Raw genomic sequence first — 20,906 nt, 5'->3', positions numbered from 1 at the left:
TGAGCTTAGGCCGACCTAAATGCTCTGTGACCCCCTTGCGCCGCCGCCGGGATTGGTTCGTGCCCGGAGCGGCAGGGCGGTCAGGTGCACGTCGCGGAGCCCTCCGTCGTCGGCGACGGCGGTCAGGAAGGTGCAGGCCGGCTGGCGCCTCCGATCCGTCGGGGAGCCCGGATTGAGCAGGCGGAGACCCGCCGGGGAGACGGTGTCCCAGGGGATGTGGCTGTGTCCGAAGACGAGCACGTCGGCACCCGGATGGGCGGCGTCGGCGCGGGTCTCGCGGCCGGTCGCCGCTCCGGTCTCGTGCACCACGCGGACGTCGAGGCCGGCGACGCGGGCGCGCGCGACCTCGGGCAGGCGGGCGCGCAGCGGCTCCGGATCGTTGTTGCCCCACACGGCCAGCAGGAGCGCCGCCCGCTCCTCCAGCGAGTCCAGGGTCGCCTCGTCGACCCAGTCGCCCGCGTGCACGACCAGGTCGGCCTCGTCGACCGCGCGCCACACCTCGTCCGGGAGGGCCTTCGCCCGCTTCGGGAGGTGCGTGTCGGCGAGAAGGAGGAGGCGGACCGGACCGTCGACCTCGGGTGGAGAGCCGTCGGGGCCGGGCTGGAGCAGGGGCATCAGCGGGCGGGGCCGGGCGTCGGCTCCACTCCGCCGTCGGCGCCGGGCTCGGTCGCGGTCCCGGAGCTGCGGAGGCGGGCGTCGAGCGCCTCGAGGTCGGCGGCGAACCAGAGGTGGTCGCCGCGGTTCGACTCGATGAAGAAGGCCTGCAGCGCGCTCGACTCCGCCACCGGCCCGCTGACGTCGCCGAGGATCACCAGCCGCTTGCCGTACGAGACGAACTTCTGCACGAACTCGCCGGCGATGCCGGAGCGCAGGCGGAGGAACTCGGGGTCGAGCCGGCCGACGGGCACCACGATCGTCTCGACGTCGCCGCCGTAGGTCTCGCCGATCAGCGCGATCGCGTCGTCCGGGGTCGAGAGCGCGCCTCCGTCGTCGTCGACGAGCAGGAGGGGGACGCCCTGGCGGGTCTCGGTTCTCATCGGGCCAGCCAATCACGTCGGCCGGGGAGAGGCGAGCAGTGCCGTCCGGGCCTCCGCTCGGGGCGTCCCCTCCTGCGCCGGTCGTGCTTGCGGGGACACGCCGATCAGGCGTCCGGACGGGCTGCCCGCACCGCCACTACGAGCCCGGCAGCTCGACGCGGCGCTTGAAGCCCACGTGCGAGTCGACGAAGCCCAGGCGCAGGTAGAAGCGGTGGGCGTCGGTGCGGGCGGCGTCCGAGGTCAGCTGGACGAGCGGCGTGCGGAGCTCGATCGCAGCGACGTCCAGCACCCAGCGCATCAGGGCCGTGCCGATCCCGGCCGACCGCTCGGCGCTCGCCACCCGGACCGCTTCGACGAGCAGGCGGGAGCTGCCGCGGCGCGCCATCCCGGGGATCACGGTCAGCTGCAGCGTGCCGACCACGGCTCCGGCGCCGTCCACCGCGACCACGAGATCGTTGCCCGGGTCCCGCGCGATGCTCCGGAAGGCGGCCTCGTAGGCGGCCCCGTCCTCCTCGGCGGCGACGTCTCCGCGCCCGGCGCTGATCGGGTCGTCGGAGAGGAGCCTGACGATCGCGGGGAGGTCGTCGAGCACCGCACGCCGGAGGAGGAGGCTCCTCTCCCCGGGGCCGGCGTCGCAGGGGAGGGTCAGGTCGGCGATCATGCCCTCATCCTCCCTCTGCTCCACGGCGGGAGCGGTCGTCGGAGGCGGGCAGGACGCGGCTGAGAGCGGCAGGGGGATCCTGGTGCCCGGTCCGCACGTCCACGCGCCGCGTCCCGCAGCCGACGCAGCGGACGTACACGACGACGCCCTCGCTGGTCCGGTGGGCCGACTCGGTCGTCCAGCCGTGCTCGTGCGGATCGACGGCGGGGGCGAGCGGCTCGGAGGGGTGCGGGGAGGGTGTGGAGGTGCGCATGGGAGCCACTGTGCTGTCATGGTCTTATGCAGCTCAACCCTTACGGCGAGTACGCGGTCCTGCTCGCCGCCTCCCTCGCGAACGACTGGCCGTCCGACCGCGCGGGCATCGAGGCGCGCACGCGCGAGTTCGGCATGACGATGGCCTTCGAGTCCGGCCCGGACGACCACGCCAGGACACGCGACGTGATCGACGAGTGGCTGGAAGTGGTCGACGCGCCGACTCCGAGCGACCGGGCGACGTCGCTGAACCGCCAGATGGCCGCGATCGCCGCGTATCCGCGCCTGACCGACCACGACGACGAGGGCTGGCACCTGCACTACCGCGACCAGGACCAGTCCCTGGCGCACGTCCTCCACGCCGTGATCGCGGTGGGCACGGCGCTGCACCTGACGACCCGGGGGATGAGCCGCCTCCTGCGGTGCGAGGCCGGTCGGGCGCCGGGCGACCACTGCCGGAACGTCGTCGTCGACGTGACGCGGAACGGCCGGCAGCGGTACTGCTCCGTCCGCTGTGCGAACCGGGCCGCGGTCCGGCGGCACCGCCTGCGGCACGCGGAGTGAGGCCGCGCCGCCCCGTCACTCCGCCGCGTCGCCGCCCGGCTTCATCCAGAACGGGGAGTAGTGGTAGCCGTCGAGGTCGTCGAACTGGCGCTGGTACATGAAGGAGTAGTCGTCGGTGTCGCCGATCCGGCCTCCCGCGGCGGCGGCCCGCTCGACGAGCTCGTCGACGGCCTCGCGGCTGTCGAGGTCGAACGAGACGGTCACCTTCGAGGGGGTGCCGGGGGCGCCGATCAGCTCCTCGGTGGCGCCGACGCTCTCGTACATCGCGCGGCTCGCCAGCATGACGGACGTGTCGGGACCGATCCCGAAGCAGGAGACGTCCTCGCGGGACATCTCGGCGTTCAGGGTCCAGCCGAGCGCGGTGTAGAAGGCGGTGGCGCGCTCGACGTCGTCGACCGGGCAGGTGATGAAGAGGCTCATGCGCTCACCCTCGCCACCTGCGGGCGGGCCGTCAAGAGCTCCGCGAGGGAACTCCGGACGGCCCGCCGGGACTCAGCGGAACGACCGCAGCCGCAGGCTGTTCAGCACGACGAAGACGCTCGAGAACGCCATCGCGGCGCCGGCCACGAGCGGCCCCAGGAGTCCGGCCATCGCGAGCGGGATCGCGGCCACGTTGTAGGCGAAGGCCCAGAAGAGGTTGCCCCGGATGACCGCGAGGGTGCGGCGCCCGAGGCGCAGGGCGTCGGGCACCCGGCCGAGGTCGTCGCCGACGAGGGTGATGTCGCTCGCCTCGATCGCCGCGTCCGATCCGGCGCCCATCGCGATCCCCACGTCGGCGGCGGCCAGCGCGGCGGCGTCGTTCACGCCGTCGCCGACGAAGGCGACGTGGCGGCCCTCCGCGCGCAACCGCTCGATCAGGGCGAGCTTCTCCTCCGGCAGCACCTCGGCGACGACCTCGTCGATGCCGACGGCCGAGGCGACGGCCTGCGCCGCCCGCGGGTTGTCGCCGGTCAGCACCATCACCCGCAGGCCCCGCTCGCGCAGGGCGCGGACGGTGCGGGACGCCTCCGGCCTCGGCTCGTCGCGGAGGACCGCGAAGCCGCGAAGCGCCCCCTCCCAGCCGACGCCGACGACGGTGCCGCCCTCGGCGGTCGCTCGCTCGGCGCGCTCGGCGAGACCGCCCGGCGCGAAGCCCCACTGCTCCTCCAGCCAGCGCAGCCGGCCGGCGACGACCAGGCGGCCCTCGACCCGGGCACGCACGCCGAACCCGGTGCTGGAGCGGAATCCGGTCGCCTCGGGGACGTCGAGGTGCGCGGCCCCGGCCACGATCGCCGCGGCGAGCGGATGCTCCGACCCGCGCTCGACGGCGGCGAGCAACCGCAGGCTCTCGTCGTCGCTGGACTCGACGACCTGGAACGCGCCGGTGGTGAGCGTGCCGGTCTTGTCGAGCACGACCGTGTCGATCCGGCGCCCGGCCTCGAGCACCTCCGGCCCGCGGAGGAGGATCCCGAGCTGGGAGCCGCGGCCGGTGCCGACGAGGACGGCGGTCGGGGTGGCCAGGCCCAGCGCGCACGGGCAGGCGACGACGAGGACGGCGACGGCGGGAGAGACGGCGGCGGCGAGGTCGGCGCCGGCGATCAGCCAGCCGGCGAGGGTGGCCAGGGCGAGCACCACCACGACCGGCACGAAGACGGAGGAGACGCGGTCGGCGAGCCGCTGGATGCGCGCCTTGCCGGCCTGCGCGTCCGAGACGAGGCGGCCCATCCGCGCGAGCGTGGTCTCGGAGCCGACGCGGTCGACGCGGACGGTGAGCAGGCCGTGGGCGTTGAGCACTCCGCCGGTCACGGTCGAGCCCGGGCCGACCTCGACCGGCACGCTCTCGCCGGTGAGCATGCTCGCGTCGATCGCGCTCGAGCCCTCGAGCACGGTGCCGTCGGCGGCGACGGTCTCGCCGGGGCGCACGCGGAGGAGGTCGCCGACGGCGAGCGAGGACGCGGGCACGCGCTCCTCCTGCCCGTCGGCGGCGATGCGCACGGCGTCCTTCGCGCCGAGGCGGAGGAGCGCCCGGAGCGCCGCACCGGCGTCGCGCTTCGACCGCGCCTCCAGGTAGCGGCCGGCCAGCACGAGGACGGGGACGGCGGCGGCGACCTCGAGGTAGATCTCGTCGTGGCCGGAGCGGCTGCCCAGCAGCTCGAACGGCATGCTCATGCCGGGCCGCCCCGCGTCGCCGAGGAACAGAGCCCAGACCGACCAGGCGAAGGAGGCGCTGACACCGAGGCTGATCAGGGTGTCCATGGTGGTGGAGCCGTGCCGCAGCGCCCGCCAGGCGTTGCGGTGGAAGGGGAGCGCGCCCCAGACCGCGACCGGCGAGGCGAGGGCGAGGCACAGCCACTGCCAGTTCGCGAACTGCAGCGGCGGGATCATCGAGAGCAGGACCACCGGCACGGCGAGCAGGGCGGAGACGCGGAGCCGGGTGCGCAGGGCGCGCCGCTCGCGGTCGTCGTCGCTCTGCTCCTCCTGCTCCTCCGCGGGAGCCGCCTCGCCGGTGGAGGGGACCGTCGCGCTGTAGCCCGCGGCCTCGACGGCGGCGATCGCGTCGGCCGGAGTCGTGCCGGGCGGGAGGGTCAGCGTCGCGCGCTCGAGGGCGAGGTTGACGGTCGCGTGGACTCCGGGGAGCGCGTCGAGGCGCTTCTCGACCCGCGCGACGCAGGAGGCGCAGGTCATCCCTCCGATGGCGAGCTCGAGCGGGGTGCCGGTGGTCTCGGCCACGTCAGCTCAGGGGAGCGAGGCGGTAGCCCGCGTCGGCGACGGCGGCGGCGATCTCCTCGCGGCCGAGCGGCCGGGAGGAGCCGACCGTGACGGTCGAGACCCCGTCGGGGGCGAGGGACACGTCGACCGCCGAGACCTCGGGGTAGGCGGCGAGCTCCTCGGTGACGCTGCGGACGCAGTGCTCGCAGGTCATGCCCGCGACGCCGAAGCTCTGCACGGACGCGGCGGACAGGGAGCCCTGCGCCGCGTGGCCGGCGTCGGAGCGGCCGGCGCCGCCGTGGCCGCCGCACGCGCAGGCACCGCCTCCGCCGCAGCCGCACCCTCCCGTCGATCCGCTCGCGGTCAGGCCGAGGTCGATCCTGGTGCTCATGGGTCCTCCTGTGTCGTGCGTCCGGTCCGATCCGGTCGATCGGCCCGGTGGGCGTCCGGTCGGCACGCCGGTCGCGGCATACCCCCGGGGGGTACTCCATGGTAAGCCCGCCGAGCCCTCTCGGCAAGGCGGGAGGGCGGAGGAGGGATGATCTCAGGGGCGGCTCGGAGCCGCGCGAGGAGGGAGGGGCGCATGGATCCCGCATCGACGCCGCACTGGGGCGAGCCCCCGCCGCGCACACCGCCGGCGGTCCCGCTGCCCCCGCGCACGCGGTTCGAGCCGACCGCGCTGCTCGCCGCGCCCCTGCCCGCCCCGGCCGCCGTCCGGGCCCGGGTCCGTCAGGCCGCCCCGGAGCGGCAGCGCCGGCTGGCGGCGCTCGCCGCCGTCACCGAGGGGTTCGCCGTCCTGCGCACTCCCGAGCTCGCCCGGGCGCTGCGCCGGATCGCGGCACCCGCCTCCGCCGCTCCGGCCGCCGCCGCCGCGGTGCTGGCCGTCGGCCGCGACGGACTCGAGCTCGCCGCCGAGCGCGCAGACGCCCTGCGCATCGCCGAGTGGGATCGGATCGTCTCGGTGGGCGTCGGCACCTCGCCCTCGGGTGCCCACCGGGTCCGCGCGCTGGTCCTGGCGGTCCTCGCGCCGCCGCCCGCCTCCGCCGTCCTGCGTGCGGCGAGGCGGCGCCCGCGCACCGTCCTCGTGCCCCTGGTCGTCGCCGCCCCGGCCGCTCTCGGCTGGCGCGTGGCCGACGACCGCACGTTCCTCCTCGCTCTCGACCGCCTGCAGCGCGCCCTCGAGGAGCGTGCCCGGTGAGGGCGCGGCTCCGCTTCGCCCTCGCGGCCGTCGCCGTGCTCGGCCTGGGCCTGGCGCTGCGGTTCGTGCTCACGGGGCTGCTCGCCGACCTCGCCGGCGGAGTGGCCTACGTCGTGCTGGTGGCGCTGCTGATCGCGGTGCTCCTGCCGCGCATCCCGGGCGCGACGGCTGCCGGGATCGCGCTGGCCTGGTCGATCGCGATGGAGCAGCTGCAGGCGATCGGAGTCGCGGCGCGCCTGGTCGAGCTGTGGGCGCCGCTCCGCCTCGTCGTCGGCACCACCTTCTCCTGGCTCGACATCGCGGCTTACGTCCTCGGCGCGGTCGTCGCCGCGGCCGTGCACCTCGCCGTCGCTCCGCGCGAGCAGTCCGCCTGACGGGAGGCCGCGCCCCCCGTCTTCTGTTCGCCCGTCGGCCGGGCTGCCGCGGGGCGTCCCGGCGTCCGCCGAGGCGCCGGCCTCGCCCACCGGACCGCCGAGGTGTTCGTGCGCTCCCCGAGGCGCCGCCGTCCCCGCGGTGCCTCGCCGGCGGACGCGGTGTCTCGCCGCAGGAGCGACGCCGACCGGAGGAGCGACGCCGACCGCCGGAGCGGCGCGGTCCCTCCGCCCCCGCGCCCCTGATTAGGGTGAAGCCATGAGCGAGCCGGCACTCCCCGAGACGACGGCCCCGCGGGCCTCGGCCCCGCACGACCACCGCCGCGACCGGCGCATCCCCGAGCCCGTCGACCGGTTCGCCACCGGCGAGGAGTACCCCGAGTACCGCGTCGACCTGGAGCGGATCCGCTTCTCGCCCTACTTCGCCCGCCTCTCCGCGGTGACCCAGGTCATCTCGCCCTCGGGCGTCGGCCAGGTCGTGCACAACCGGCTCACGCACTCGATCAAGGTCACCGCGGTCGCCCGCGCGATCGCGATGCAGCTGACCACCACCGATCCCGCCCAGCGCGAGCTGGTCGAGCGGCTCGGCGGCTGCGACCCGGTGGTCGTGCAGGCCGCGGCCAGCGCGCACGACCTCGGCCACCCTCCGTTCGGCCACCTCGGCGAGCAGGCGCTCGACCGCCTCGCGCGCGAGCGGCTGGGGCTCGCGGAGGGTTTCGAGGGCAACGCGCAGTCGTTCCGGATCCTCTCCGAGCTCGACGTCTGCGAGACGGTGGAGGTGGGGCTGAACCTCACCGCCGCCTCCCGTGCCGCCGTGCTCAAGTACCCGTGGGGGCGGACGGTCCACCGCCCCGGCATCGACTCCGCCGACCCGACCGAGCTGCCCCGCGGCTCGACCGCCAGCCGGTGGGAGACCGCACCGCCGAAGTTCTCGGCGTACACGCTCGACCTCGACGACCTGCTCGACGCCCGCTCCGGCTTCGCCGCGATCGCCCCCTGGCAGCAGACCCTCGAGTGCTCGGTGATGGACGTCGCCGACGACATCGCCTACTCGCTGCACGACCTCGACGACTTCTACCGCGCGGGAGTGCTGCAGCAGGCGGCCGTCGCCGTGGAGTTCCGCGCCTTCCTCCGCGAGCAGAACGCGCTCGCCGCCCTCGACGCCGAGGAGCTGTGGGCGCGCGCCCCCGGGCACTCGCTCGAGATGCTCCGCCGGAGGCTCGTGGCCCGCGACCCGTGGATCGCGAGCGACGAGCACTTCCGCGCCTCCGTGGAGCGGGTGTCGACCGAGCTGGTCGAGGGGCTCCTCGCGCTCCCGTTCGACGGATCGACGCGCACCGAGCGCGCGATCGAGGCGTTCGTCTCCTCCTGGATCGGCCGCCTGCAGCGCTCCGTGGTGGTGCTCGCCGAGCCGAACGTGCGCTCGGGCCACCTCTCCCTCCTCCCCGACGCCTGGCACGACGTGGCCGTGCTGAAGTTCGTGCACACCCGCTTCGTGATCGACCGGCCGGACTTCGCCACCTACCAGCGCGGCCAGTCGCAGGTGCTCGAGACGCTGGTGACCCACCTCGACGCCTGGCTCGAGGATCCGCGCGACGGCTCGCGGGCTCCGCAGAAGCTGCTCGACCTGATCGAGCTCGCGACCGACGGCTACTTCCGCCTGCGCGCCGACCACCCCGACTGGCTCCCGGCGGACGAGCGCGGCCGGCCGACCTCCGACCCGGCCGCGCTGCAGCGGCTCGGCCGGGGACGCGGTGTGGTCGACTACGTCGCGACCCTGACCGATGAGCAGGCGATGGCGCTCGCCGCCCGCCTCCGCGGCGATCGCGAGCCGTGGGCGATGGGGACCTGACGCCCCGGCGGGTGGGTTGACACCGCGCGTCGCGTGTGGCCTCGGCGGCTCCTCGCCCGTCGTTCCGGGGGAGGAGCCTCCGCCGGGCCGCCGAGGACGCGTTCCGCGACCGCCCAGCGGGCGTCCAGGAAGCGCAGCCTGAACGACAGCGTAAAATCACGGAGGCACATGCCAGGATCGACAACTCGACAGGGAGTTCCGTTGGACGGAAACGCAACGACCACGCACCGCAACGTCGCATTGCTGTCCGTCGCGACCACGCTGGCTCCGCGCGTGACCACCTCGGCCGAGATCGAGGCGCGGCTCGCTCCGGCGCTCAAGCGCCTGCGGCTCCCCACCGGGCTCCTCCAGCGCGTCGCCGGAGTGCAGGAGCGCCGCAACTGGGGCACCGAGCAGGGCTTCGACGGAGCGGCGATCGACGCGGGCAAGCGCGCTCTCGCCGAGGCCGGCGTCCGCGCCGACCAGATCGGCCTGATCATCAACACGTCGGTGACCCGCAAGCACCTCGAGCCCTCGGTCGCCGTGCGCCTGCACCACGGGCTCGGCCTGCCCTCGTCGGCCATCAACTTCGACATCGCGAACGCGTGCCTCGGCTTCGTCAACGGCATGACCCTCGCCGCGCAGCTGATCGACTCCGGCCAGATCCGCTACGCGCTCATCATCGACGGCGAGGACGCCGACGAGATCCAGGTCAACACCATCGAGCGCCTGAGCCGCGAGGGCGTCAAGCGCAAGGACTTCATGAGCGAGTTCGCGAGCCTGACCCTCGGCTCCGGCGCCGCCGCGGCCGTCCTCGGCCCGGCCGACGAGCACCCCAAGGGCCACCGCATCCTCGGCGGCATCACCCGCGCGGCCACGCAGTTCAACGAGCTCTGCGTCGGCAGCGTCGACGGCATGTTCACGGACGCGAAGGCGCTGCTCAAGGGCGGCATGGAGCTCGTCCTCTCGGCGTGGAAGGAGGCCACCCGCGACTGGAACTGGAGCGGGATGGACCGCTACATCACGCACCAGGTGTCGGACGTGCACACCGACGCCCTGGTGAAGGCCGTCGGCATCGACCGCAGCCGCGTCCCCACGACCTACCCCACCCTCGGCAACGTCGGCCCGGCGTCGATCCCGATCACCCTGGCCCAGGAGGCCGAGACCCTGCAGCCCGGCAACCGGGTGCTGCTCATCGGAGTGGGCTCGGGCATCAACACCGCGATGCTCGAGATCGCCTGGTGACCGCGCCGCACCCGGCCGAGCGGATCCGCGGAGCGCTCGGCTCCACGGCCGCCGCGCAGCTGCCCCCGGCCGGGCTCGACGGGCTCGCTCCTGCGTGGTCGCGCCTCGTCGACGCTCCGGACGCCCAGGGCGTGCCGCGCCGCTGGCACCTGCTCGACACGGGCGAGGCCCTCGGCACGGAGCCCGTCGGCACCGTCCTCTGCGTGCACGGCAACCCCACCTGGTCCTACCTCTGGCGCCGCCTCGCGGCCGCCACGCTCGAGTCCGCCCGCCGCGGAGGCCCCGCCTGGCGGGTGGTCGCTGTCGACCAGCTCGAGATGGGCTTCTCCGAGCGGACCGGCGCCCTGCACACGCTCGCCGACCGCGTGCGCGAGCTCGCCAACCTCACCGACGTGCTCGGCCTCGACGACGTGGTCACCCTCGGCCACGACTGGGGCGGAGTCGTCTCGCTGGGCTGGGCGGTGGACCACCCGGAGCAGCTGCGCGCCACGATGCTCCTGAACACCGCGATCCACCAGAGCGCCGACGAGCCGATCCCGGCCCCGCTCCGGCTCGCGCTCGCCTCGGGCGTGCTCGGCGCCTCGACGGTCGGCACGCCGGCCTTCCTCGAGACGACCCTCGCGCTGGGGCACCCCGCGCTGCCCTCCGCGGTGAAGGAGGGGTACCGCGCGCCCTACCGGTCCGCGTCGCGCCGCGGCGGAGTGGGCGGCTTCGTCGCCGACATCCCGGTCGACTCCGCGCACCCGAGCGACCCGGAGCTGCAGCGCATCGCCGAGGGCGTCAGCGCCCTGACGACGCCGGCCCTGATGCTCTGGGGCCCGCTGGACCCGATCTTCTCCGACCGCTACCTCGACGACCTCGTCGACCGCCTCCCGCACGCGCAGGTCCACCGCTACGAGGGAGCGGGCCACCTGGTGGCCGAGGACGTCGACTACGCGTCCGCCGTCCTCACCTGGCTGGGCGACCTCTCCGACGGCGAGGAGCCGTTCGGCGGCGACCCCGCCCCCGACGTCCGCCGCCCGACCGCGCCGGTCGAGCCGCTCTGGGCGCATCTCGACCGCAATGCGCAGGACGACTCGCTCGCCCTGGTCGAGATGGCGCCTCCCGGAGGCGGCGGGCCCCGCTCGGTCTCGTGGCGCCTGCTCTCGCAGCGGGTCCGCGAGCTCGCCGCCGGGCTCCGCGCCTCCGGCGTCTCCCCGGGCGACCGCGTCTCGCTCCTCGTGCCGCCCGGTGCCGACCTGACGGCGCTGCTCTACGCGTGCCTGCGCATCGGAGCCGTCGTCGTCGTCGCCGACGCGGGCCTGGGCCTGCGCGGTCTCACCCGCGCGGTCCGCGGTGCCTGGCCGGATCTGGTGGTCGGCGCCCTGCCCGGCCTCACCGTCGCGCGGGCCCTCCGCTGGCCCGGCGGCCGGGTCTCGACGCAGACCCTGCCCCGCGCCTCCGCCGCGGCCCTCGGGGTCGACACCTCGCTCGGGCAGCTGATCGAGCTCGGCCGCGCCGAGCTGGCCGCCGACCCGGAGGCGCTGGGCGAGGCGCCCGCCGCCGACGCCGTGGCCGCGATCCTGTTCACCTCCGGCTCGACCGGCCCTGCCAAGGGCGTCGTCTACACGCACCGCCAGCTCGCCGGCGTCCGCGACGCGCTCGCCCGCCAGTACGGGATCGGACCAGGCACCGGGCTCGTCGCGGGCTTCGCGCCGTTCGCCCTGCTCGGTCCCGCGCTGGGCACGCGCTCCGCCACTCCGGACATGGACGTCACCGCGCCCCGGACGCTCACTGCGGCCGCCGTCGCCGCGGCCGCCGCACGGGTCGACGCGACCGTGCTGTTCCTCTCGCCGGCCGCACTGGCCAACGTCGTGGCCACCGCCGGTGCGCTCGACACTGACGACCACCGCGCCCTCGCCGGCGTGCGCACCTTCCTCTCGGCCGGCGCCCCCGTCTCGGCGGGACTGCTCGGCGAGGCGCAGGCGCTCATGCCGAACGCCTCCGCCCGCACTCCCTACGGCATGACCGAGGGGCTGCTGCTCACCGACGCGTCGCTGGAGGGCATCCGCGAGGCCGCCTCCGACGACGATCCGCGCGGAGGCGTCTGCGTGGGCGTGCCCGCCGCGGGCGTCCGGCTGCGGATCGCCCCGCTCGACGCCAGCGGCCGCGCCGCGGACGAGCCGGAGGAGATCACCGGCACGACCGGCGAGATCGTCGTCTCGGCCGGTCACGTCGAGGACCACTACGAGCGCCTCTGGCTCACCGACCGCGCCGCCCGCGTCGGCGCCGTCCCGGGTGAGCGCTGGCACCGCACCGGGGACGTCGGGCGGATCGACTCCGCCGGCCGCCTCTGGGTCGAGGGCCGCATGCCGCACGTCGTCGTCACTCCCGACGGCGTGGTCACGCCGGTCGGACCGGAGCAGCGGATCGAGGCGCGCGTGGCCTCGGTCGCCCGCGCCGCGATCGTCGGAGCCGGCCCGCGCGGAGTCGCGCAGCTGGTCGCCGTGGTCGAGCTGCGCTCGGGCGCGCGCCGCGTGGTGCTGGCCGAGGAGGCCCTCGCCACCGAGGTGCGCGCGGCCGTCGGCCGGCCCGTCGCCGCGGTGCTCGTCGTCCCGGCGCTGCCCACCGACATCCGCCACAACTCCAAGATCGACCGGGCCGCGCTCTCGCGCTGGGCCGAGGGCGTGCTCGCCGGCGGCCCGATGGTGGCTCCGTGAGGGTCCTGGTCACCGGCGCGAGCGGCCTGCTCGGCGGTGCGGTGGCCGCGGGCCTCGTCGCCCAGGGGCACGAGGTCCGCACCTTCCAGCGTCGGCCCTCCGGGGTCGCGGGCGTCGAGGAGGCGCGGGGCTCGCTGACGGATCCGCGCGCGGTCGAGGAGGCCGTCGACGCGGCCGAGGGCGTCGTGCACCTCGCCGCGAAGGTCTCGCTCGCCGGCGATCCGGGCGACTTCGACCGCGTGAACGTCGACGGCACCCGGCGTCTGCTCGCCGCCGCCGCCCGCGCGGGCGTGAGCCGCTTCGTCCAGATCTCGTCGCCCTCCGTCGCCCACTCCGGCTCCTCGATCACCGGCGACGACGCCGAGCCCGCCGATCCGGACCGCGCCCGCGGCGACTACGCGCGCACCAAGGCCCGCGCCGAGCTGCTGGCGCTGGCGGCCGACGCCCCGGGCTTCGCGGTGGTCGCCGTGCGCCCGCACCTGGTCTGGGGTCCGGGCGACACCCAGCTCGTCGCCCGCATCGTCGAGCGGGCGCGCGCCGGCCGGCTGCCGCTCCTCGGGCACGGCCAGGCGCTGATCGACTCCACCTACATCGACAACGCCGCCTCGGCGATCGTCGCCGCTCTCGGGCGGGCGGAGGAGGTGCACGGCCGCTCCTACGTCGTCACCAACGGCGAGCCGCGCCCCGTCGCCGAGCTGCTCGCCGGGATCTGCCGCGCCTCGGGCGTCGAGCCGCCGCGCTGGTCCGTCCCCGCCTCCGTCGCCCGCGTCGCGGGATCACTCGTCGAGCGCGTGTGGGCCGTGCGGCCCGGCGCCGATGAGCCGCCGATGACCCGCTTCCTCGCCGAGCAGCTCTCGACCGCGCACTGGTTCGACCAGCGCCGCACGCGCGCCGATCTGCAGTGGAGCCCGTCGGTCACCCTCGACGAGGGTCTGGCCCGTCTGTCCGCCGCCCGCTGAGGCGCCGGGTCCGGAGACGACGGAACGGACGGGACCCCGTCGCCGAGGCGAGGGGGTCCCGTCCGTCCGGGGGCTCCCGCGACGGATCGCGGGAGGGGAGCCGAGGTCAGTCGGCGAGGATGAGGTACAGCGCGCGACGGGTCTCATCGAGCTTGGCGGAGGCGGCGGCGCGCTGCGCCTCGGTCGCTCCGCGGAACTGCTGCACGACGCCCATCAGCTTGCCGACGTTCTCCATGAAGGCGCGATCGGCGTCGCTCGCGCCGGGGGTGGCCTCCCAGGCCGCGTCGAGCTCGTCGGCGTGCTCTCGCACGTAGGTGCCGCCCGCGTCCGTGAGCTGGTACTCGGTGCCGCGGCCCTCGCCGACGGCCGTGATGAGGCCCTCGTCGACGAGCTGCTGGAGGGTGGGGTAGACGGAGCCGGGGCTGGGACGCCACGATCCGTTCGTCTTCTCGGCGATGGCCTTGATCAGGCCGTAGCCGTTCGAGGACTTCTCGGAGAGGAGGGAGAGGAGGGCCGCGCGGACGTCACCGCGTCGGGCGCGTCCTCCGCCGCGGCCGAAGGGGCCGCCGAAGCCGGGGCCGAAGCCCGGGCCGAAGCCGAAGCCGGGCCCGAAGCCGCGGCCGTGACCGCCGGGTCCGCGGCGCTGTCCGCGGCCGGGGTGCTCGTGGCGGGAGGAGTGGTCGCCGTCGCAGGAGTCGCGGCGGTCGTCGGAGAAGAAGGTCCTGGAGTTCATGGGTGTGCTGCTCTCTGTCGTGAGGGGATCCCTTTCGATCGGATCCGGTCGCCCGTCGGGAGCGGCTGTTCCCGATCTGTCGGCGATGCAGTAACGATATATCGGCGACGGATCGGATGTCAACACCTGAACTGCCCGTAGCCTAGGAGCTCCCCGTCGATCGAGAGGTCCCGCATGCCGCGTCCCGACTCCGAGCTCGAGGCGTACCTCGCCTCCTCCCTTCTCGCCGGGGACGTCCTCACCGGCCGCGCGAGCAACCTCGGCAACCTCCGCCGCCTCGCCGCCCGCGAGCCCGCGCACCTCTACGGCGTGGACGTGGCCGAGCACTGGACGCTCGAGAGCCTGCTCGCCCTGATGGGGGAGCGCGTGGGGATCAGCACCGACCCCTCCTTCGAGAGCGGGCAGGACCGGATCGACGCCCGCCTGACGGTCGCAGGGCTCGCCCGCTACCGCGACCGGTTCGCCGCCGCTGTCCGCGAGGGGGCGCTGCTCCTGTTCGCCACCGCGCACCCCGCGACCCTGATGGACGTCTACCGCCGCTTCGCTGCTGCCGCCACGGAGCGGGGCGCTCGCGTGATCGACGTGAACGCGCTCCCGTTCGCCGCCCCCGACGGCATCCGCGTGCCTCTCGCGGACGAGCACCAGGCCCTGTGGTGCACCGGCGGGGTCACCTGCGTCTACCGCGGGGGAGGGCTGCAGCACACGCACTCGCCGGAGCCGATGGACGCGCTGCTCGACCGCCTCGACGAGCTCGGCGTCCGCCCCGACCTGGTCGTCGCCGACCACGGCTTCGCGGGCGCCGCCGGCCGGCGGGGGCTGCCGGTCATCGCGATCGCCGACTGCAACGACCCGGCGGTGTTCGTCGCCGAGGCGCAGGGCTCGATCGAGGTGGTCGTCCCGATCGACGACGGGCTGGCCGTCCACCTCTACGAGCCGGTGATCGACTTCGTCCTCCGCGCCCTCTCGGAGCCCGCGCGCACCTGACGGCTCGTAGAATCGCCTTCGGCTCGTCGCGATCCCGGATCCGACGGGCCGACCGTTTTCGCGAGTGCCCGCACTCGCCCACCACTGCAGACGGAGCATCCGTGACCCAGCCCCACGACGGCCTCCTCCCGCGCTTCGCCGTCGGCGTCGACATCGGGGGGACGTCGATCAAGGCGTCCCTCGTCGACGTCACCACCGGCGAGCGGGCGGCTCGGCGCTTCGCGGTCGCGAACCCGCTGGGCAAGGAGCCCGAGGACTTCGCCGAGGCGATCGCCGGCATCGTCCGCGACGTCTCGCCGATCGCGGGCACGCCCGTCGGCGTCGGCTTCCCCGGGATCGTCCGCGGCGGCGTCGTCCGCCAGACCACCCACGTCTCGCAGCGCTGGGTCGGGCTCGACGCGCAGGCCCTCCTCTCGGAGGCGACCGGGGTCGACGTCGTCGTCGTCAACGACGCGGACGCGGCAGGAGTCGCCGAGCGCGAGTTCGGGGCCATGCGCGGACGCGAGGGCCTCCTCCTGCTGACCACCCTCGGCACCGGCATCGGGACGGCGCTCGTCCACGAGGGCGTGGTGATCCCCAACTCCGAGCTCGGTCACCTGCACATCGACGGTCCCGACTTCGAGCCGCAGGTCGGCTTCTCGGCCGTCCGCCGCGAGGGCATCACCCTCGAGGAGTGGGCGGGTCGCCTCAGCGTCTACTACCGGCACCTCGAGATGCTGCTCTCGCCGCAGCTGTTCGTGATCGGCGGCGCGGCGGCGCACGTCTTCGACGAGTTCGCCCGCTTCCTCGACATCGGCACCGAGATCGTCCCCGCCCGCTTCGGCAACGACGCCGGATTCACGGGCGCCGCGATGGTCGCCGTCTCGCCCGACCGCCTCGCTCCCTGGTACCGCTCCACTCGCGGCGCCCGCCTCGACCCCGGGGCGCCCGCCATCGCCGATTGACACCCGTCCCTGCACCGAGGGAATCCCGACCCGTCGTGGCATTCCGAAGGCGCTGGGTTCATCGAGGGTCCGCGGTTCCCTCAGCGGGCCGTCAGGCCGCGGTAGACGGCGTCCAGCCGGGCGGCGGCGGCCGGCCAGGAGTGGGCGGCCGCCCAGTCGACGCCGCCGCGGCCGAGACGCGCCAGCTCACCGCGCGAGCCCAGCAGGGTCAGGATCGCCTCGGCCCACGCCGCGGGGGAGTCGGAGTCGAGCAGCACGCCGCTCCCGCCGTCGCGCACCGCGTCCACCAGGCCGGTCGTCCTGCGCGCGAGCACGGGAGTGCCGCTGCCGGCCGCCTCGAGCGCGATGAGCCCGAAGGTCTCGGCCGCCGAGGGCACGAGCGCCAGCTGCGCGCTCCGGAGCCGCTCCGCCACCCGGTCGCGGTCGGCGGCCCCCTCGATCAGCACGCGGTCTCCCAGCGGAGCCGCCGCGGCGCGCACCGCATCGAGGTACGACTCCCGGCCCGGTGCCGCCCCTCCCACCAGCCGCAGCACCGGCCGCTCCGCCGGCGCGATTCTCGCGAGCGCCTCGACCGCCAGCAGCTGGCCCTTGAGCGGCTGCACCCGGCCGACCAGGACGACTCCGGAGCGCTCGCCGCCGCCGGGACGGAACCGCGCGTCGACTCCGGGCGGCACCACGACGACCCGGTCCGGATCCGCGCCGTACCCGCTGACGACGTCCTCCCGCTCCGAGGCGCCCGCCACCACGATCGCGTCGGCGGAGGCGAGCACGGAGCGCTCCGCGTCGATCCGCTGCTGCGGCTCCGCGACGTCGCCCGGGGCGAGCCGGGCGTTCTTCGCGAGCGAGCCCGAGTGCATCGAGTGCACGTGCGGCCTGCCGGTGAGCGCCCCCGCGAGGCCCGACACCCAGTAGTGCGAGTGCACGACGTCAGCCCCCTCCGCGGCGCGCGCGAACTCCGGCGCCGCGGCCGCCAGCGCGTACTTGTCGCCCGCCGGCACCGGCACGCCGACCACCCGCACACCCGGCGCGAGCATCCGGACGCCCTCGCCGCGGGTCAGCACCTCGATCTCCCAGCCGAGCGCCGCTAGCTCCGGGAGCACCGCCGCGAGGTACACGTTCATCCCGCCCGCGTCGCCCGTCGACGGCTGCTCGAGCGGGGAGGTGTGCGCCGAGACGACGGCCAGACGGGGCATCCCTCCATCGTAGGGACGGCCGTGCGTCCTCCACGGATCCCGGCCCGCGGCTCGCAGCGCCTCCGGAATCGGGTTGAATAGACGGATGCGCTCGTTCGAGCGCGGAGAGCGTGAGGTCCATGGCCCGCCAGAGTCCCCCCGGTGAGGTGCTGCCGTCGGCCGCACCTGGGCCGGTGACCGCCGGCCACGAGCCCTTCTCCGAGCAGGACATCCGCGCCCTCGTCGGAACCGCCGCCGTCGAGAAGGGCACCGCGTACGCGGACGAGGGCCGCGTGCGCGAGCTGCAGTGGTTCGGCGGCCGCACCCGCCTCTTCGGCCAGGTCCGCGGATCCGGGCGCTCGCCGTACGCCGTGAGCGTGCAGCTCCGCGACGAGGGCGAGCACTGGACCCTCCTCGGCGGCGCCTGCAGCTGCCCGGTCAAGCACGAGTGCAAGCACGTCGCGGCCGTCCTGATCGAGGCCCTGCGCCGCGAGCGCGAGGGCGGAGTGGCCGGTCCCTTCCCGGGCGAGGCCGCTGTCGACGCCGTCCCGGAGTGGCGCAGCGCGCTCGCCCCGCTCCTCGCCGGCGCGGAGCGCTCGCACACCGGCATCCCGCTCGGCCTGCAGTTCGAGCTGCTGCCCGGCGAGCCCGTGCGTCGCCCGCCCGGCCGCTACAACTCCTACCGGCCGCCGCCCGAGCCGCGCCCGCGCCTGGGCGTGCGCCCGGTGCGGATGGGCGACCGCGACCGCTGGGTCCGCACCGGCACCAGCTGGCGCGACCTCGGCTACCTGCACTACAGCCACGACTACGACGAGCGCCAGATCGACGTGATCCGCGAGATGCAGGGCCTGCTCTCCGGGCACAGCGCCTCCAGCTACTACTCGCCCGACACCTGGCTCTACCTCGACCAGTGCCGGAGCGAGGCGATCTGGGCGGCACTGCACGGCGCCGTCCGCGCGGGCATCGGCCTGGTGATGGGCGACCGCGACCAGACGCCGCTGAAGATCCTCGACACGACGGCCACCGCCTCCATCGACGTCACGCGCACCGCCGCCGGCCTCGAGCTGCGCTCGCTCGTCGCGATCGGCGACCACCCGGCGCCCGAGGAGTTCGGCTTCATCGGCGACCCGGCCGTCGGCCTCTACACGTGGGAGGGCGGCGACGAGATGCGCGCCCGCCCGGTCACGCTCATCCCGTTCGCCGCGCCGCTGCTGTCCTCCGCGCGCACGTTCCTCTGGAGCCGCGAGGCCATCCGCATTCCGGTGGCCGAGGAGTCGGCGTTCCTCACCGAGCACTACCAGCGGCTGCACCGGCTGTTCGACATCGTCTCCCGTGACGGCTCCTTCGAGGCGCCGGCGGTGCCCGAGCCGCGCCTCGGCCTCACCCTCGAGCACACCGACGGCGCGGGCCTGCGCGGCTCGTGGTGGTGGCGCTACGGAGTGGAGGGCGCGCGCGGCGGCGTGGACGCCGAGCGGCTCCCGCTGCGGGTCGGCGAGGACGCCGGCTACCGCGACCCCGAGGCCGAGCAGCGGATCCTCGACTCCCTCGTCGGAGCGGGTCTCGACCCGGAGTCGACGCCCGCCCTGGTGTCCCCGTCGAGCAGGCGCCTGCGCCCCACCTTCGACCTGCGCGGCATGCAGACCGTCGGCTTCCTCACCGGCGAGGTCGAGCGGCTCCGCGAGCTGGGCACCGTCGAGATCGAGGAGATCGGCGAGCGCGTCGAGTACCGCGAGGCGCAGACCGCGCCCGTGGTCGCCGTGCAGACCGTCGCCCAGCCCGACAGCCGCGACTGGTTCAACCTCGAGATCTCCGTCACCGTCAACGACGAGGCGGTCCCGCTGGCCGAGATCTTCCTCGCGCTCGCCCGCGGCGACGAGTACATGGTGCTGCCCAGCGGCGTCTACTTCGCCCTCGACGACGAGCGGTTCGGCCGCCTCCGCGAGCTGATCGCCGAGGCCCGCGAGCTCTCGGACGACCCCGGCGAGACCCTGCGGATCAGCCGGTTCCAGTCCTCCCTCTGGGACGAGCTGGTCGAGCTGGGCGTCGTGGAGGCCCAGGCCGCCGCCTGGCGCCGCTCCGTGGAGGGGCTCTCCGGCTTCACCGCGACCGGTGCGCTGGAGTCGCGGGTCCTGCCCGAGGGCTTCGCCGTGGAGCTGCGGCCCTACCAGCAGCTCGGCTACGACTGGCTCTCGTTCCTCTACGACAACCAGCTCGGCGGCGTGCTCGCCGACGACATGGGCCTGGGCAAGACCGTGCAGTCCCTCGCCCTGGTCACCCGGGTGATGCAGGAGCAGCGCGCCGCGGCCGCGGAGGCGGGCACCTCGCCGCGCCCGTTCCTCGTCGTCGCTCCCACCAGCGTGGTGCCCAACTGGGTCGGCGAGGCCAAGCGCTTCGCCCCGGACCTCCGCGTCGTCGGGATCGACGAGACGTCGAAGAAGAAGCGGAAGGCGCTCTCCAGCGTCATCGGCGAGGCCGAGCTGGTCGTCACCTCCTACGCCCTGTTCCGGCTCGACTACGAGTCGTACTCGGGCATCCAGTGGTCGGGGCTCCTCCTCGACGAGGCGCAGTTCGTCAAGAACCGCCAGTCGGCGACGCACCAGCTCGCGCGCCGGCTCGACGTGCCCTTCAAGCTCGCCATCACGGGAACGCCGATGGAGAACAACGTGATGGAGCTCTGGTCGCTGCTGTCGATCGTCGCTCCGGGCCTGTTCCCCTCGCCCGCCGGGTTCGTCGAGTTCTACCAGAAGCCGATCGAGCGCGAGGCCGACAGCGAGAAGCTCTCGCAGCTGCGGCGGCGCATCCGCCCGCTGATGCTGCGGCGCACCAAGGAGCTCGTCGCCAAGGAGCTGCCGCCCAAGCAGGAGCAGACCCTCGAGGTCGAGCTCGGCCCGAAGCAGCGGAAGGTCTACGACACGTACCTGGCGCGGGAGCGGCAGCGCGTGCTGGGCCTGATCGGCGACTTCGAGAAGAACCGCTTCGCGATCTTCCGCGCGCTGACCGTGCTGCGCCAGGTCGCGCTCGACGCGGCACTGGTCGACGAGGCGCACGAGAGCGTGCCCTCCACCAAGCTCGACCTGCTCGACGAGCTGCTGGGCGACGCCCTCGGCGAGGGGCACCGCGTGCTGGTGTTCAGCCAGTTCACGCGGTTCCTCGGCCGGGTCCGCGGGCGGCTGGACGCGGCGGGCATCGAGTACGCCTACCTCGACGGAGCGACGAAGAAGCGCGACGAGGTCATCGATCGGTTCCGCTCGGGCGCGGCGGGCGTGTTCCTGATCTCGCTCAAGGCCGGCGGCTTCGGGCTCAACCTCACCGAGGCCGACTACTGCATCCTGCTCGACCCGTGGTGGAACCCCGCCACCGAGTCGCAGGCGGTCGACCGCGCGCACCGCATCGGCCAGACCCGCTCGGTCATGGTCTACCGCCTGGTCGCGAAGGACACGATCGAGGAGAAGGTGATGGCCCTCAAGGAGGCGAAGGCCGCGCTCTTCGCCGCGGTCATGTCGGACGACGGCGCGGCGGCCACCGGCGGGATCACGGCCGAGGACGTGCGCGAGCTGCTGGGCTGAGC

General features: G+C 74.8%; 19 protein-coding genes. 10 read left to right on the top strand and 9 right to left on the bottom strand.

What is annotated here, in order from left to right:
* Positions 1-15: 15 nt before the first annotated feature.
* The 4 genes from C5C55_RS07535 to C5C55_RS07520 form a co-directional block, all read right to left on the bottom strand.
* On the bottom strand, positions 16-615 hold the full coding sequence (locus C5C55_RS07535) for a metallophosphoesterase (protein ID WP_104233455.1): 600 nt from the start codon (positions 613-615) through the stop codon (positions 16-18).
* Complete coding sequence (locus C5C55_RS07530) at positions 615-1,037, bottom strand: DUF4180 domain-containing protein (RefSeq protein ID WP_104233454.1); 423 nt, start codon at positions 1,035-1,037, stop codon at positions 615-617. The genes C5C55_RS07535 and C5C55_RS07530 overlap by 1 nt, the downstream gene beginning before the upstream one ends.
* 136 nt (positions 1,038-1,173) lie before the next feature.
* A complete protein-coding gene (locus C5C55_RS07525) occupies positions 1,174-1,698 on the bottom strand; it encodes a GNAT family N-acetyltransferase (RefSeq protein ID WP_104233453.1) in 525 nt (174 codons plus the stop codon).
* A gap of 4 nt (positions 1,699-1,702) precedes the next feature.
* A complete protein-coding gene (locus C5C55_RS07520) occupies positions 1,703-1,951 on the bottom strand; it encodes a hypothetical protein (RefSeq protein ID WP_104233452.1) in 249 nt (82 codons plus the stop codon).
* Positions 1,952-1,977: 26 nt separating this feature from the next.
* On the opposite strand from C5C55_RS07520, the gene C5C55_RS07515 reads away from it, so the two are divergent.
* On the top strand, positions 1,978-2,514 hold the full coding sequence (locus C5C55_RS07515; RefSeq protein ID WP_104233451.1) for a CGNR zinc finger domain-containing protein: 537 nt from the start codon (positions 1,978-1,980) through the stop codon (positions 2,512-2,514).
* A 15-nt stretch (positions 2,515-2,529) separates the two neighbouring features.
* Here the strand turns inward: C5C55_RS07515 and C5C55_RS07510 are convergent, their stop codons facing one another.
* The 3 genes from C5C55_RS07510 to C5C55_RS16830 all read right to left on the bottom strand — a co-directional run bounded on the left by C5C55_RS07510 (position 2,530) and on the right by C5C55_RS16830 (position 5,593).
* Positions 2,530-2,934, bottom strand: coding sequence for a VOC family protein (locus tag C5C55_RS07510; protein WP_104233450.1), 405 nt, complete (start codon positions 2,932-2,934; stop codon positions 2,530-2,532).
* Positions 2,935-3,006: 72 nt separating this feature from the next.
* On the bottom strand, positions 3,007-5,223 hold the full coding sequence (locus tag C5C55_RS07505; protein WP_258072514.1) for a cation-translocating P-type ATPase: 2,217 nt from the start codon (positions 5,221-5,223) through the stop codon (positions 3,007-3,009).
* 1 nt (position 5,224) lies between these two features.
* Positions 5,225-5,593 (bottom strand): heavy-metal-associated domain-containing protein, encoded by a 369-nt coding sequence (locus C5C55_RS16830; RefSeq protein ID WP_104233449.1) that lies wholly within the window; start codon positions 5,591-5,593, stop codon positions 5,225-5,227.
* A 192-nt stretch (positions 5,594-5,785) separates the two neighbouring features.
* Here C5C55_RS16830 and C5C55_RS16525 point away from each other — a divergent pair, with 192 nt between their 5' ends.
* The 6 genes from C5C55_RS16525 to C5C55_RS07475 all read left to right on the top strand — a co-directional run bounded on the left by C5C55_RS16525 (position 5,786) and on the right by C5C55_RS07475 (position 13,505).
* Positions 5,786-6,400 (top strand): hypothetical protein, encoded by a 615-nt coding sequence (locus C5C55_RS16525; RefSeq protein ID WP_181067801.1) that lies wholly within the window; start codon positions 5,786-5,788, stop codon positions 6,398-6,400.
* Positions 6,397-6,774, top strand: a complete 378-nt coding sequence (locus tag C5C55_RS16520) for a DUF2809 domain-containing protein (RefSeq protein ID WP_181067800.1) — start codon at positions 6,397-6,399, stop codon at positions 6,772-6,774. The genes C5C55_RS16525 and C5C55_RS16520 overlap by 4 nt, the downstream gene beginning before the upstream one ends.
* A gap of 256 nt (positions 6,775-7,030) precedes the next feature.
* Positions 7,031-8,623 carry a deoxyguanosinetriphosphate triphosphohydrolase family protein gene (locus tag C5C55_RS07490; RefSeq protein ID WP_104233447.1) on the top strand — a complete coding sequence of 531 codons (1,593 nt, stop codon included), beginning with the start codon at positions 7,031-7,033 and terminating at the stop codon, positions 8,621-8,623.
* A gap of 168 nt (positions 8,624-8,791) precedes the next feature.
* Entirely contained in the window at positions 8,792-9,847 is a 1,056-nt protein-coding gene (locus tag C5C55_RS07485; protein ID WP_104233446.1) for a 3-oxoacyl-ACP synthase III, read from the top strand.
* The gene (locus C5C55_RS07480; RefSeq protein WP_258072512.1) at positions 9,844-12,546 is read left to right on the top strand and encodes an alpha/beta fold hydrolase; all 2,703 of its coding nucleotides are present in this window, start codon (positions 9,844-9,846) and stop codon (positions 12,544-12,546) included. The genes C5C55_RS07485 and C5C55_RS07480 overlap by 4 nt, the downstream gene beginning before the upstream one ends.
* The gene (locus tag C5C55_RS07475) at positions 12,543-13,505 is read left to right on the top strand and encodes an NAD(P)-dependent oxidoreductase (RefSeq protein ID WP_104233445.1); all 963 of its coding nucleotides are present in this window, start codon (positions 12,543-12,545) and stop codon (positions 13,503-13,505) included. The genes C5C55_RS07480 and C5C55_RS07475 overlap by 4 nt, the downstream gene beginning before the upstream one ends.
* A gap of 106 nt (positions 13,506-13,611) precedes the next feature.
* Here the strand turns inward: C5C55_RS07475 and C5C55_RS07470 are convergent, their stop codons facing one another.
* A complete protein-coding gene (locus tag C5C55_RS07470; RefSeq protein WP_104224185.1) occupies positions 13,612-14,238 on the bottom strand; it encodes a PadR family transcriptional regulator in 627 nt (208 codons plus the stop codon).
* 174 nt (positions 14,239-14,412) lie between these two features.
* On the opposite strand from C5C55_RS07470, the gene C5C55_RS07465 reads away from it, so the two are divergent.
* Both C5C55_RS07465 and C5C55_RS07460 read left to right on the top strand, forming a co-directional pair.
* A complete protein-coding gene (locus C5C55_RS07465) occupies positions 14,413-15,222 on the top strand; it encodes a phosphatase (RefSeq protein ID WP_104233444.1) in 810 nt (269 codons plus the stop codon).
* Between the two features lie 101 nt (positions 15,223-15,323).
* Positions 15,324-16,166 (top strand): ROK family protein, encoded by an 843-nt coding sequence (locus C5C55_RS07460; protein ID WP_244229583.1) that lies wholly within the window; start codon positions 15,324-15,326, stop codon positions 16,164-16,166.
* Between the two features lie 80 nt (positions 16,167-16,246).
* Here the strand turns inward: C5C55_RS07460 and C5C55_RS07455 are convergent, their stop codons facing one another.
* A complete protein-coding gene (locus tag C5C55_RS07455) occupies positions 16,247-17,359 on the bottom strand; it encodes a glycosyltransferase (RefSeq protein ID WP_104233443.1) in 1,113 nt (370 codons plus the stop codon).
* Positions 17,360-17,478: 119 nt separating this feature from the next.
* Here C5C55_RS07455 and C5C55_RS07450 point away from each other — a divergent pair, with 119 nt between their 5' ends.
* Positions 17,479-20,904 (top strand): DEAD/DEAH box helicase, encoded by a 3,426-nt coding sequence (locus C5C55_RS07450; protein WP_104233442.1) that lies wholly within the window; start codon positions 17,479-17,481, stop codon positions 20,902-20,904.
* The last annotated feature ends 2 nt before the right edge of the window (positions 20,905-20,906 follow it).

Source organism: Rathayibacter sp. AY1C2, from assembly GCF_002931195.1.
GTDB lineage: Bacteria > Actinomycetota > Actinomycetes > Actinomycetales > Microbacteriaceae > Rathayibacter.
The sequence above is the reverse complement of the archived record's forward strand: the minus strand, read 5'-3'. Positions and strand labels throughout refer to the sequence as shown.